This is a genomic window from Arsenicicoccus sp. oral taxon 190 (assembly GCF_001189535.1).
Lineage (GTDB): Bacteria > Actinomycetota > Actinomycetes > Actinomycetales > Dermatophilaceae > Arsenicicoccus.
Genome location: NZ_CP012070.1, coordinates 2419642 through 2432908, shown reverse-complemented (window position 1 = coordinate 2432908; position 13267 = coordinate 2419642). Strand labels below are relative to the sequence as shown.

The window sequence follows — 13267 nt, the reverse complement described above, 5'->3', positions numbered from 1 at the left end:
CAGCTCCTAGAGCCCGAAGGCTGACTGTCCGGTGGGCGGGCCCTGGCGGTGGGGGCTGGTCTTGACGGTCGGCGCGGGGGCGTCGGCCCACTCGGCCTCCCGGATGGCGCGCATCGCGAGGCGCCGCTGCTCGGGGTCGAGACGGTCGATGAAGAGCACCCCGTCCAGGTGGTCGGTCTCGTGCTGCACGCAGCGGGCCAGCAGCTCGGACCCCTCGAGGCGGACTGGCTCGCCGTGCATGTCCTGGCCGGTCGCGACGACGCGCATCGCCCGCCGCGTGGGCAGCTGCACGCCGGGGATCGACAGGCACCCCTCGGCGCCCTCTTGCTGCTCCTCGGACAGGTCCAGGGACGGGTTGACGAGGTGACCGAGGACCCCGTCGACGTGGTAGGTGAAGACCCGCAGGCTGACCCCCAGCTGGGGGGCGGCGAGGCCGGCGCCAGGGGCGTCGATCATGGTGTCGGTCAGGTCGCGCACCAGCGCCCGCAGCTCCGCGTCGAAGTCGGTGACGGGCGCGGCCGGGGTGCGCAGGACCGGGTCGCCGAAGAGGCGGATGTCCATGACTGACACGGTGGGGCGGTCCTCGCGGGTCTGGGCTGGGGTGGGCCGGGCCAGTCTACGCGGGGCGCAGGGGTGCTCCACGGGCGACCAGGTCACGCCGCAGCTGCTCGGGGCCGGTAAAGCGGACCGCCTCCAGGCCGCAGGCCTGCCCGGCCAGGACGTTGCGGGGGTTGTCGTCGGTGAAGCAGCACTGCGTCAGCGGGATGCCCATGCGCTGCTCCAGCACGTGGAAGATCGCCGGGTCGGGCTTGATCACGCCCTCCGCCCCGGACACCACGATGTCGAGGAACCCGGCCAGGAACGCGAACCGCGGCCGGGCGTAGCGCTCGAACAGCTCGCTGGACCAGTTGGTGAGGGCGAAGAGCGGCACCTTCGCGTCGTAGAGCTCCCGCAGCAGCTGCACCGACCCGTTGATCTGGTGGGTCAGGGACTTGTCGAAGTTTGCTGCGTAGGAACGGATCTCGTCGGCGAAGTGCGGTGCTCGCTCGATGGCCTGCTCCTCCGCCTCGGCGACGGGGACGCCCTTGTCGAGGGTGAGGTTCCAGTCGTGGAAGCTGAAGTCGTCGGCCTGCAGGAAGGCGCGCGCCCGCTGCTCGCCCACCCCGGCAGCCACAGCGGGCAGCGGGTCCCACGCGATGAGGACCTGTCCGAGGTCGAAGACCATGGCCGTCGTGTGTCGCGTCACCTGGCCCATCCTGCCCGCTCCCCCGCCGGAGCCGTATGTCGAAACGCCCACCGCGCCCCCTCCGCCGTCTCCCGCGCCGCTCAGGCGAGGCCGTCGGGCGGGTCGACGACGACGTGGACCGTCTCGGGCTCCTTGCGCGCCGAGCGGGTGGCGCGGACCGCCCGCAGCGCGTCCGCCAGCTCCAGGGCGTGGGCGTGGTCGGTGCGCAGAAGGATGCGCTGGCGCGGGCGCTCCTCGGCGTCGCGGCTAACCCCGGGTGCGCGACCGCTCCCGGAGGCTCGTCCCGTCCCAGGTGCGCCGCCACTCCCAGGTGCGCGGCCGCTCCCGGACGCTCTGCCGCTCCCGGCGGCGCGACCGCCCGCGGGGGCGGGGGGCACCGGCAGCGGCCCGAGGCGCTCGACGGTGTCGGCGAGCCCCACGGCGGCGACGGCGTCGGCCAGGGCGTGCCGCTCGGCCTCGAGCCGAGCGAGGGCGACGGTGGGTGGCAAAGCGAGCTCACGCCGCTCCGCGAGCTCGCGGGCGGCGAGCCAGCCCGGGTCCCAGCGCACCAGCGCCTCGACCGGTGGCACCGGCACGTCGACGGGGGCACCGCACAGCACGGCGGTGGCGCCGGCGGAGGCGGACCGCGCGAGGGCGGCTGCCCCCAGCCAGCGCCGCAGCGCCTCCACGGACGCGTCGAGGTCGGGGCGGTCCAGGCTGGCCCAGGCGTCGAGCAGCAGCACCGCGGCATAGCCGCCCTCGGCCACCGGTTCGGCGCCGGGCGTCGCGATGACGAGCGCCGGCCGGTCCGGCACGGCCGCGACGACCTCGCCGCTGCCGGAGGCCACCACCGGGACGCCCGGGAAGGCTCGCCCCAGCTCCTCGGCGGTCCTCCGCGCCCCGACGACCGAGGACCGCAGGCGGGTGCCCTCGCACTGCGGGCAGGCGTAGCGCTCCACGGTGCTGCCGCACCAGCGGCACCGCGGTGGCGCGTCGCGGCCGCCGAGCGCGAGCGGGCCGTGGCAGGCGGGGCAGCGGGCCGGGGCGCGGCAGTCCTGGCAGGACAGCGACGGCGCGTAGCCCCGGCGCGGCACCTGCACCAGCACCGGCCCGTGCGCCAGGGCGGCCTTGGCGGTGCGCCACGCCAGCGACGGCAGGTGAGCGCTGGCGGCGGCCGCGTCGCGCTCCTGCTCATGGCCCTCCCCGGCCACGACGACGCGGGGCGCGCGGCGGCGCACCGTCGCCGGGTCGCCGGCGACGACGGCCATGACGCCCTCCTCCACGAGACGCTGCACCGCCACCGACCGGGTGAATCCCCCGCTCAGCGCCGCCGCGCCCTCGCGTCGGGCCCGGGCGAGCAGCACCTCGCGCACGTGGGGGTAGGGCGCGCGGGGCTCGGCGAGCAGGTCGTCGCCGTCGTCCCACCACGCGACGAGCCCCAGGTCGGGCACCGGGGCGAACATCGCGGCCCGGGTCCCGACCACGCACCGGACGTGCCCGCGCAGCAGCTTGAGCCAGGCGGTGTACCTCGCCTGGGGGCCCTGCGCTGCGGTCAGCCGCACGTGAGCCCCCTTGCCCAGCACGGCGGTGAGGGCGGCGTCGACGCGGTCGACGTCCCGGTGGTCGGGCACCACGACCAGCACCCCGCGCCCTGCGGCCAGGGCCGTGGCGGCGGCGACGGCCAGCAGCGCGGGCCAGTCCGCGTCGGCGTCCCCGCCGCTCGGCGTCGCCAGCCAGGAGGCGTATGGCGCTCCCCCCTGCGCGACGTGCCGCAGGAAGGCCTCCCCCGCCCGGTGGTCGCGCCACGCCCCGGCGTCGGGGGGCTGCGGCGGGGTGGTGCCCTCGTCGGTCGGGGGGCGCTCGGAGAGGGCCCGCTCGGCGGCGGCGTGCCGCGGCGGCACGGCCAGCCGCAGCAGGTCGGAGAGCGTGCCGGCATACCTCCTCGCCACCTCGCGGCAGGTCGCGAGCACGGCTGGGGTGAGGACCGGCTCGGGGCTGACCACCCGCCGCAGCGGCGCGAGCCGGCCGGTGTGCTCGGCGGCGTCCTTGCGCGCGACCACGAAGCCCTCGACGTCCTGCCCCGCGAAGCGCACCCGCACCCGCGCGCCCGGGACGGCCTGCTCGCCCAGCTCGACGGGCACGGAGTACTCGAACGCGCGGTCGAGGTGGGCCAGCGGCACGTCGACCAGCACCTCGGCGACGGGGTCGCGGGGCGCGGCCGGCTCCGGAGGCGTGACGGTGCCCTGGGGCGCGATCGGCTCCGGCGAGGCCGTCGTGGCGTCCGGCCGGGCACCGGGCAGGGTGCGCTCGCCGCGCACCCGCGAGCGGATCAGCGACAGCTGCTCGCCGGTGCCGGCCTCCTCGCTCCCCTGCCGAGGGGCGCCGTGGTCCACGTCCGTCATGGCCTTTTCCTATCGCACGGCACCGACAGACCCTCCGGCGCGCACAGGCCGCCGCACGAGGCCCGCAGGCCCGGCAACGGCCGGCAGCGCGTCAGCCGCGGACGGCCCGCTGCAGCGCCTCCACGCGGTCCGTGGCCTCCCACGGGAACTGGCCCTCGGCCCCGCTGCGGCCGAAGTGACCGTAGGCGGCGGTGGCGGCGTAGATCGGGCGGAGCAGGTCGAGGTCGTCGATGATCGCGGCGGGGCGCAGGTCGAAGGTCTCGTCGATGGCCTTCTGGATGGCGTCGACGGGGGCGGTCTCGGTGCCGAAGGTCTCGACGTAGAGCCCGACCGGCTGCGCCTTGCCGATGGCGTAGGCGACCTGGATCTCGCAGCGCTTGGCGAGGCCGGCGGCGACGACGTTCTTGGCGACCCAGCGGGTGGCGTAGGCCGCGGAGCGGTCCACCTTCGACGGGTCCTTGCCCGAGAAGGCGCCGCCGCCGTGGCGGGCCATGCCGCCGTAGGTGTCGACGATGATCTTGCGACCGGTCAGGCCGGCGTCACCCATCGGACCGCCGATCTCGAAGCGCCCCGTGGGGTTGACCAGCACCCGGTAGCCCTCGGTCTCGATGCCGGCGGCGTGCTCGCCGAGCACCGGCTCGAAGACCTGCTGGACGATGTCGGGCTGCAGCAGGCCGTCCAGGGAGATGTCCCCGGCGTGCTGCGTGGAGAGCACGACCGTGTCGAGCCGCACGGCGCGGTCGCCGTCGTAGGCGATCGTGACCTGGGTCTTGCCGTCGGGGCGCAGGTAGGGCAGCGTGCCGTCCTTGCGCACCTCGGTGAGCCGCTCGGCGAGGCGGTGGGCCAGCTGGATCGGCAGCGGCATCAGGTCGGCCGTGTCGTCGCAGGCGTAGCCGAACATCAGGCCCTGGTCGCCGGCGCCCTGCTTGTCCAGCGCGTCGACGCCGCCGGTGCGCGACTCGTAGGCCGTGTCCACGCCCTGGGCGATGTCGGGGCTCTGCTGGCCGATGGACACCTCGACGCCGCAGGACTGCCCGTCGAAGCCCTTGGTGGAGCTGTCGTAGCCGATCCGCAGCACGGTGTCGCGCACGATGCGCGGGATGTCGACGTAGCCCTCGGTCGTGACCTCGCCGGCCACGTGCACCAGGCCGGTGGTGACCATCGTCTCGACCGCCACGCGCGAGTGGGGGTCCTGGGCGAGCATCGCGTCGAGGATCGAGTCGGAGATCTGGTCGCAGATCTTGTCGGGGTGGCCCTCGGTCACGGACTCGGACGTGAACAGACGCGACACGTGGTGCTCCTTGGCGCTGGACGGCAGGTTGCCCGGAGTCTAGCGCCGCACCTCCGCGGCGATGACGTCCAGGAGGGCATGTGAGACGCGCGTCTTGCTGGCCGGCCCGACGGTCACGGGGGCCGCGCCGTCCTGGCGCAGGATGGTGACCGTGTTGTCGTCCTGGCCGAAGGTGACGCCGACGCCCACCTGGTTGACGACGAGCAGGTCGCAGCCCTTGCGCCGCAGCTTGTCCTGCCCGAGCTCGAGCACCGAGTGCTCGGCGTCCCCGGTCTCGGCGGCGAAACCCACGATGTAGGGCCGCTCGGCGCCGGCGCGCGCCCGCTCCCGGACCAGGCCGGCGAGGATGTCGGGGTTGCGGACCAGCTCGATGGTGGGCGCAGAGTCGTCATCGCGGCCGTCCTCGGCGTGGGTCTTCTTGATCTTGGCGGTGGCCACTGACCGCGGCCGGAAGTCGGCGACCGCGGCGGCCATGACCACCACGTCCGCGCGGGCGCGCAGCTCCTCGACCTCGCCCTGCAGCCCCAGCGCGGACTCGATCCTGCGGGTCTCGATCCGCGGGTGCTGCGGCAGCGGTATGTCGACCGCGCCCGCCACCAGCACCACCCGGGCCCCGCGCGCGGCCGCCGCCTCGGCGATCGCGATCCCCTGCTTGCCGCTGGACCGGTTGCCGAGGTAGCGCACGGGGTCGAGGGGCTCGCGGGTGCCGCCCGCGGTGACCACGACGACCAGCCCGTCGAGGTCCAGGTCCTCGGCCGGACGGCTGGTGGGGTCGGCCAGAGCGGCCAGGGCGGCGGCGTGGATGTCCTCGGGCTCGGGCAGCCGGCCGGGGCCGGAGTCGGCGCCGGTGAGCCGTCCGGAGGCGGGGTCGATCACGGTGACCCCGCGGGCGCGCAGCGTCGCGACGTTGGCGACGGTGGCGGGGTGCTGCCACATCTCCGTGTGCATGGCGGGCGCCAGGACGACGGGGCAGCGCGCGGTCAGCAGCACGTTGGTGAGCAGGTCGTCGGCCAGGCCGTGCGCGGCCTTGGCCAGCAGGTTGGCGGTGCAGGGGGCGACGACGACGAGGTCGGCCTGCTGGCCGAGGGCGACGTGCCGGACCTGCTCGACGCCGTCGAAGACCTCGTGGGTCACCGCCTTGCCGGACAACGCCGACCATGTGGGCGCCCCGACGAACCGCAGCGCCGCCTCGGTGGGGACCACGGTGACGTCGTCGCCGGCCTCGGTGAAGCGTCGCAGCAGCGAGGCGGCCTTGTACGCAGCGATGCCCCCGCCGACGCCGAGGACGACGCGACGGGGGCGGGCGATGGCCGGCTGGTCGGCCATGGCGCGGGTCAGCCCTCGGTGGGCTCGGAGGTCAGCAGACCGTCGTTGATCTCGCGCAGCGCGATCGACAGCGGCTTCTCGTGCACCTGGGTCTCCACCAGGGGGCCGACATACTCCAGCAGGCCCTCGGAGAGCTGGGAGTAGTAGGCGTTGATCTGCCGGGCACGCTTGGCCGAGTAGATGACCAGGGCGTACTTGGAGTCTGCGACCTCGAGGAGGTCGTCGATCGGCGGGTTGGTGATCCCGATGGGGGCAGCAACGGTGCCAGGCACAGTCAGTCTCGCTTCGGTTGGTGGTCGGATCTCATCAATGATACGAGTTCCTCGGCCGCCCGGCGAACGTCGTCGTTGACGATGGTCACGTCGAACTCCTCCTGCGCGGCCAGCTCGGCCCGCGCGGTGGTGAGCCGACGAGCCCGCTCGGCCTCGTCCTCGGTGCCGCGGCCGACCAGCCGCCGCACCAGCTCGTCCCAGCTCGGCGGGGCCAGGAAGACGAACAACGCGTCGGGCATGCTCTCGCGCACCTGGCGGGCGCCCTGCAGGTCGATCTCGAGCAGCGCGGGCCGCCCGGAGGCCAGGACCTCGTGCACGGGCCCGCGGGGCGTGCCGTAGTAGTTGGTGCCGTGCACGACCGCCCACTCGAGGAGCTGCCCGGCGTCGCGCTGCGCCTCGAAGTCCGCGCGGTCCAGGAAGTGGTAGTGCACGCCGTCGCGCTCGCCGGGGCGGGCCGGGCGGGTGGTGCAGGACACGGACAGCCACACCTCGGGGTGGTGCTCGCGCACGTAGGCCGCGACCGTGCCCTTGCCGACGGCGGTGGGCCCGGCCAGCACGACCAGCCGGGGGGCCGGGACGGGGACGTCGACCGGCACGCTCAGTTCTCGAAGCGCGCGAGGAGCGCGGCGATCTGGTTGGCGCCGAGGCCGCGCACGCGGCGGGTGCGGGAGATCCCGACCTCTTCCATGATCTGGCGGGCGCGGACCTGCCCGACGCCGGGCAGCGACTCGAGCAGGACGTAGACCTTCATCTTGCCGATGACGTCGTTGGTCTTCCCCTCGGCCAGGACCGAGCGCAGCGACCCCTGGCCGTACTTCAGCTGGTTCTTGACGGCGGCACGCTCCCGGCGGGCGACCGCGGCCTTCTCCAGGGCCTCTGCTCGCTGCTCGGGGGTCAGGGTCGGCAAGGCCACGGGAGTCTCCTAGGTGGTGAGGTGGGTGCTGGGCATCCGGTCGGGTCTGACGTGGTGACAACGTACTGGCGGTGACGGCGGAGCCGCAACGGCGGCCCGGTCGGCGTCCGGCGTGGGACGAGCCTAGCGGCGGCGTGGTTCCCACCGTGACGAAACCGGGCAAAGGGTGCGGCTGTTCGGCGCGCCCCGGCCCCGCCGGTCGCCCGTCGCCGCGCCCGTGTCAGGCCCCGGACGGGTCCGCATCCGCCACGAGCTGCCGCAGCTGCTCCCCCGTCCGGCGGGCGGCCTCGCACAGGGCCGCCACGTCCGGACCGGCGCCCAGCACCTCCCGCGAGCTGGACGGCAGCACCTGTGGCAGGGCCGCGCCGAAGACCTGGCGCAGGGTGTCGGCGGTGCCTCCCTGGGCCCCCACGCCGGGGGCGAGCAGCGGCCCTCCCATGGCCGGCAGGTCGAGCCCGAGGTCGCGCACGGCGCTGCCGATGGTGGCACCCACCACGAGCCCCACCGACCCCAGCTCTCCGGCTGCGCGTGCCACCGCGTTGTCGGCCGTCGCCCCGGCGACGATCTCGCCGGCGACGCTGCGGCCCCCGGCGGACCCACCCACGCGGGCGTGCTGCACGGCCGCCCCCTCGGGGTTGGAGGTCAGCCCGAGCACGAAGACGCCCCGCCCAGTCCCCTGCGCCAGGTCGATCGCCGGGCGCAGCGAGCCGTAGCCGAGGTAGGGGGACAGCGTGATCGCGTCGACGGCGTCGGGGTTGTCCTTGCCGAGGAAGGCCTCGGCGTACGCCGTCATCGTCGACCCGATGTCCCCCCGCTTGACGTCGAGGATCGTCAGCGTGCCGGCCTCGCGCAGCCCGGCCTGGACGCGTTCGAGGAGGGCGACCCCCCGCGACCCGAAGACCTCGAAGAAGGCGGACTGCGGCTTCACGCAGGCCACCTGCCCCCCGAAGGCCTCGACGCAGGTCAGGGCGAAGCGCTCCACGCCCGCGAGGGTGTAGGGCAGCCCCCACGACTCGACGAGCTGCTGGTGCGGGTCGATGCCCACGCACAGCGGCCCGTGGGTGTCCATGGCGGCGCGCAGGCGCGCGCCGAAGGTCGGCTGGGTCACGAGTCCTCCTCGGCTCGGTCCGGGGTCGCGGCGCCGGCCGTATGCCGCTCGGCCGTGTGCCGCCCGGACATGTGCCGCCCGGTCGTATGCCGTTCGCCCGCCGGCTGCGGGCCGGTCACGTGCGGACGGATCACTGTGCGGCGTGCGCGCCGTGCTCGGCGAGGCGCTGCGCGTGCTCCTGCAGCGACATGACCGAGACGGGCTGGTCGCGCAGCGACTCGATCCCCTGCACCGCGGCCGCAAGCTGCTGGACGGTGGTGATGATGGGCTTGTCCATGCTCGTCGTCGCGGTGCGGATGGTGTAGCCGTCGGCGCGGGCCTCCTGGCTCGTCGGGGTGTTGACCACCATGTCGACCTGGCCGTCGAGGATGAGGTCGACGATCGTCGGCTCCCCCGCCGGGCCGCGACCCTCGGAGTGCTTGCGCACGGCCTCGGCCCGGACCCCGTTGCGGCGCAGCACGTCCGCGGTGCCGTCGGTGGCGAGGATCCGGAAGCCCAGGTCGGCCAGCCGCTTGCACGGGAAGATCATGGCGCGCTTGTGGCGGTTGGCGACGGAGATGAAGACCGTCCCCTGCGCCGGGAGGCCGCCGAAGGCGCCGAGCTGGCTCTTGGCGAAGGCGGTGCCGAAGTCGTCGGCGAGGCCCATGACCTCTCCGGTCGAACGCATCTCCGGCCCGAGGATCCGGTCGACGAACTCCCCGTCCTGCGTGACGAACCGCTTGAACGGCAGCACGGCCTCCTTGACCGCGGTCCCCGCCTCGATCGGCAGCGTCGCGCCGTCCCCCTCGCGCGGGAGCAGGCCCTCGCGGCGCAGCTCGGCGATGGAGGCGCCCAGCATGATGCGCGCCGCGGCCTTGGCGATCTGCACCCCGGTGGCCTTGGCGACGAAGGGGACGGTGCGCGAGGCCCGCGGGTTGGCCTCCAGGACGTAGAGAATGTCCTGGGCGAGCGCGAACTGGACGTTCATCAAGCCCCGGACGCCGATGCCCTCGGCCAGCCGCCGGGTGGACTCCCGGACCCGGTCGATCTCCGCGCGCCCGAGCGTCACCGGCGGCAGCACGCAGGACGAGTCGCCGGAGTGGATGCCGGCCTCCTCGATGTGCTCCATGATCGCGCCGACATACATCTCCCGCCCGTCGAAGAGGACGTCGACGTCGATCTCGATCGCGTCGTCGAGGAACCGGTCGACCAGGATCGGGTGGTCCGGCGACGCCTTGGCCGCCCGGGTGACGTAGTCGGTGAGGGTCTGGTCGTCGTAGACGATCTGCATGCCGCGGCCGCCGAGGACGTAGGAGGGCCGCACCAGGACGGGGTAGCCGATCTCCCGGGCGACCTCGAGGGCCTCCTGGGCGGAGTAGGCGGTGCCGAACTTCGGTGCGGGCAGCTGGGCCTCGTGCATGACGCGGCCGAAGGCGCCGCGGTCCTCGGCGAGGTGGATCGCCTCCGGGGACGTGCCCACGATGGGCAGCCCCTCGTCCTTGAGCGCCTGCGCGAGCCCCAGCGGAGTCTGCCCGCCGAGCTGCACGATGACCCCGGCGACCGGCCCGGCGGCCTGCTCGGCGTGGTAGACCTCGAGCACGTCCTCCAGCGTCAGCGGCTCGAAGTAGAGCCGGCTGCTGGTGTCGTAGTCGGTGGAGACCGTCTCGGGGTTGCAGTTGACCATGACGGTGTCGTAGCCCTGGTCGCGCAGCGCGAAGCTCGCGTGCACGCAGGAGTAGTCGAACTCCACGCCCTGGCCGATCCGGTTGGGGCCGCTGCCGAGGATGATCACGGCCGGCCGCCGGCGCGGCTGCACCTCGGTCTCCTCGTCGTAGGAGGAGTAGTGGTAGGGCGTCTGCGCGGCGAACTCGGCGGCGCAGGTGTCGACGGTCTTGTAGACCGGCCGGACGCCGAGGGCCTGGCGCACCCCGCGCACCACCGGCTCGGACATGCCGGTCAGCTGGCTGATCTGGCCGTCGGAGAAGCCGTGGCGCTTGGCCAGCCGCAGCTGCTCGGGGGTCAGCGTCGCGGAGCCCTTGATCGAGCGGGCGACCTCGTTGAGCAGCTCGATCTGGTCCAGGAACCACGGGTCGATGCCGGTCGCGTCGTGCACCTCCTCCACCGTCATCCCGGCGCGCAGGGCCTGCTGCACCAGCAGGATCCGGCCGTCGGTGGGGCGGGTCGCCTGCTGCAGCCACTGGACGCCCTGGTCGCGCCCGGGCCGCTCGCCGCGCCAGTGGAAGGTCGAGTCCTTCTTCTCCAGCGAGCGGAGCGCCTTCTGCAGCGCCTCGGTGAAGTTGCGCCCGATCGCCATGGCCTCCCCCACCGACTTCATGGTGGTGGTGAGGGTCGCGTCCGCGGAGGGAAACTTCTCGAAGGCGAACCGCGGCACCTTGACGACCACGTAGTCCAGGGTCGGCTCGAAGGACGCGGGCGTCTCGCGGGTGATGTCGTTGGGGACCTCGTCGAGGGTGTAGCCGACGGCCATCTTCGCGGCGATCTTGGCGATCGGGAAGCCGGTCGCCTTGGACGCCAGCGCCGACGAGCGCGACACCCGGGGGTTCATCTCGATGACGATGATCCGGCCGTCGTCGGGGTTGACGGCGAACTGGATGTTGCAGCCGCCGGTGTCGACGCCGACCTCGCGGATCACGGCGATGCCGATGTCGCGCAGCCGCTGGTACTCCCGGTCCGTTAGGGTCAGCGCCGGGGCCACGGTGATCGAGTCGCCGGTGTGGACACCCATGGGGTCGAAGTTCTCGATGGAGCAGACGACCACGACGTTGTCGGCGTGGTCGCGCATCACCTCGAGCTCGTACTCCTTCCACCCGAGGATGGACTCCTCCAGCAGCACCTCGGTCGTCGGCGACGCGAAGAGCCCCGCCCCGGCGATGCGGCGCAGGTCCGCCTCGTCGTACGCGAAACCGGACCCGAGGCCACCCATGGTGAAGGACGGGCGCACCACCAGGGGGTAGCCGAGATCACCTGCCGCGGCGAGACACTCGTCCATGGTGTGGCAGATGATCGAGCGGGCGGACTCGGCCCCGCAGCGCTCGACGACACCCTTGAAGCGCTCCCGGTCCTCGCCCAGCTGGATCGCCTCGACGTTGGCGCCGATCAGCGGGCAGCCGTACTTCTCCAGGACGCCCGCCTCGTGCAGCGCCATCGCGCAGTTGAGCGCGGTCTGGCCGCCGAGCGTGGCGAGCACGGCGTCCGGCCGCTCCTTGGCGATGATCGCCTCGACGACCTCGGGGGTGATGGGCTCGACATACGTCGCGTCGGCGAACTCGGGGTCGGTCATGATGGTCGCCGGGTTGGAGTTGACCAGGACGACCCGGATCCCCTCCTCGCGCAGCACCCGGCAGGCCTGGGTGCCGGAGTAGTCGAACTCGCAGGCCTGGCCGATGACGATCGGCCCGGAGCCGATGACCAGGACGCTGGTGATCTCGGGGTTGCGGGGCATCAGGCGTCGACCTTCTTGTCGGACTTGTCGGACTTGTCGGACTTGTCGGAGCGGGCGGTGGTGATGAGGTCCACGAAACGGTCGAAGAGGTAGTCGGCGTCGTGCGGCCCGGCCGCGGCCTCGGGGTGGTACTGCACCGAGAAGGCCGGCACGTCGAGGCACTGCAGCCCCTCCACGACCTGGTCGTTGAGGCCGACGTGGCTGACCCGCGCGCGCCCGAAGTCGGTGTCGAAGTCCTCCCCGATCGGCGCGTCGACGGCGAAGCCGTGGTTGTGGGCGGTCACCTCGACCCTGCGCGTCGCGAGGTCCATCACCGGCTGGTTGACGCCGCGGTGGCCGTACTTCAGCTTGTAGGTGCCGAGGCCGAGCGCCCGGCCGAGGATCTGGTTGCCGAAGCAGATGCCGAAGAACGGGATCCGCGCGGCGAGCACCTCCCGCAGCACCGCCACCTCGTGGTCCGCGGTGGCGGGGTCGCCCGGCCCGTTGGACAGGAAGACCGCGTCGGCGCCCACCCGCTGCAGGTCGGCGAAGGTCGAGGCCGCCGGCAGCACGTGCACCTCGAGGCCGCGCTCGGCCATCCGCTGCGGGGTCATCCCCTTGATCCCGAGGTCCAGCGCCGCGACCCGGCCGATCGGCTCGCCCTGCGGGCGCACGACGTAGGCCTCCGTGGTGCTGACCTCGCCGGCGAGCGCCGACCCGGCCATCGCCGGCTGCGCGCCGACCTGCTCGACGAGCCGGTCCACGGGGGTGACGGCCTCGTCGCCGGAGAAGATGCCGACCTTCATCGACCCGCGCTCGCGCAGGTGCCGGGTCAGGGCCCGGGTGTCCAGCTCGCAGATGCCGACGACGCCCTGGCGCACCAGCTCGTCCTCCAGGGTCCCGGTGGCGCGCCAGCTGGACGGCCGGATCGCGGGGTCCCGGACGACGTAGCCGGCCACCCAGATGCGCCCCGACTCGTCGTCCTCGCCGTTGACGCCGGTGTTGCCGACGTGCGGCGCCGTCATGACGACGACCTGGCGGTGGTAGGACGGGTCGGTCAGGGTCTCCTGGTAGCCGGTCATGCCGGTGGAGAAGACCGCCTCGCCGACGGTGCGACCCACCGCGCCGAAGGACCGGCCGGTGAAGGTCCGGCCGTCCTCCAGGACGAGGAGCGCCGGACGACGCTCGGTGATCTTGGCTGTCGGGCTCACGAGATGCTCCGCTCGTCGAGGTGGTCGTGCGTATGCCGGGCGCGCCGGCCCCCGCCCACCGGGGCCGGGGCCGCACGCCCGTGGTGCTGGGTGCGCCG

12 protein-coding genes are annotated in these 13267 nt (G+C 73.8%); all 12 read right to left on the bottom strand.

Going from position 1 to position 13267, the window contains the following annotated elements:
- Positions 1–6 precede the first annotated feature (6 nt).
- Positions 7–570 carry a peptide deformylase gene (def, locus tag ADJ73_RS11245; protein ID WP_050348336.1) on the bottom strand — a complete coding sequence of 188 codons (564 nt, stop codon included), beginning with the start codon at positions 568–570 and terminating at the stop codon, positions 7–9.
- 46 nt (positions 571–616) lie between these two features.
- Positions 617–1246: an HAD-IA family hydrolase gene (locus ADJ73_RS11240; protein ID WP_172669723.1), complete on the bottom strand. Its 630-nt coding sequence runs from the start codon at positions 1244–1246 to the stop codon at positions 617–619.
- 80 nt (positions 1247–1326) lie between these two features.
- A complete protein-coding gene (locus ADJ73_RS11235; RefSeq protein ID WP_082176940.1) occupies positions 1327–3627 on the bottom strand; it encodes a primosomal protein N' in 2301 nt (766 codons plus the stop codon).
- 91 nt (positions 3628–3718) lie between these two features.
- Positions 3719–4918, bottom strand: coding sequence for a methionine adenosyltransferase (gene metK, locus ADJ73_RS11230; protein WP_050348334.1), 1200 nt, complete (start codon positions 4916–4918; stop codon positions 3719–3721).
- A 39-nt stretch (positions 4919–4957) separates the two neighbouring features.
- Entirely contained in the window at positions 4958–6244 is a 1287-nt protein-coding gene (gene coaBC, locus ADJ73_RS11225) for a bifunctional phosphopantothenoylcysteine decarboxylase/phosphopantothenate--cysteine ligase CoaBC (protein WP_050348333.1), read from the bottom strand.
- 8 nt (positions 6245–6252) lie between these two features.
- A complete protein-coding gene (rpoZ, locus tag ADJ73_RS11220) occupies positions 6253–6516 on the bottom strand; it encodes a DNA-directed RNA polymerase subunit omega (protein WP_050348332.1) in 264 nt (87 codons plus the stop codon).
- A gap of 2 nt (positions 6517–6518) precedes the next feature.
- A complete protein-coding gene (gene gmk / locus ADJ73_RS11215) occupies positions 6519–7112 on the bottom strand; it encodes a guanylate kinase (RefSeq protein ID WP_050348331.1) in 594 nt (197 codons plus the stop codon).
- A gap of 2 nt (positions 7113–7114) precedes the next feature.
- A complete protein-coding gene (mihF, locus tag ADJ73_RS11210; protein WP_050348330.1) occupies positions 7115–7429 on the bottom strand; it encodes an integration host factor, actinobacterial type in 315 nt (104 codons plus the stop codon).
- A gap of 220 nt (positions 7430–7649) precedes the next feature.
- Positions 7650–8537: an orotidine-5'-phosphate decarboxylase gene (pyrF, locus tag ADJ73_RS11205; protein WP_050348329.1), complete on the bottom strand. Its 888-nt coding sequence runs from the start codon at positions 8535–8537 to the stop codon at positions 7650–7652.
- On the bottom strand, positions 8534–8656 hold the full coding sequence (locus ADJ73_RS17715; RefSeq protein ID WP_301280695.1) for a hypothetical protein: 123 nt from the start codon (positions 8654–8656) through the stop codon (positions 8534–8536). The genes pyrF and ADJ73_RS17715 overlap by 4 nt, the downstream gene beginning before the upstream one ends.
- Positions 8657–8667: 11 nt before the next feature.
- The gene (gene carB, locus ADJ73_RS11200; protein ID WP_050348328.1) at positions 8668–11979 is read right to left on the bottom strand and encodes a carbamoyl-phosphate synthase large subunit; all 3312 of its coding nucleotides are present in this window, start codon (positions 11977–11979) and stop codon (positions 8668–8670) included.
- Positions 11979–13169, bottom strand: coding sequence for a glutamine-hydrolyzing carbamoyl-phosphate synthase small subunit (carA, locus tag ADJ73_RS11195; protein WP_050348327.1), 1191 nt, complete (start codon positions 13167–13169; stop codon positions 11979–11981). Before carA ends, carB begins: the two co-directional genes overlap by 1 nt.
- Positions 13170–13267: the final 98 nt, after the last annotated feature.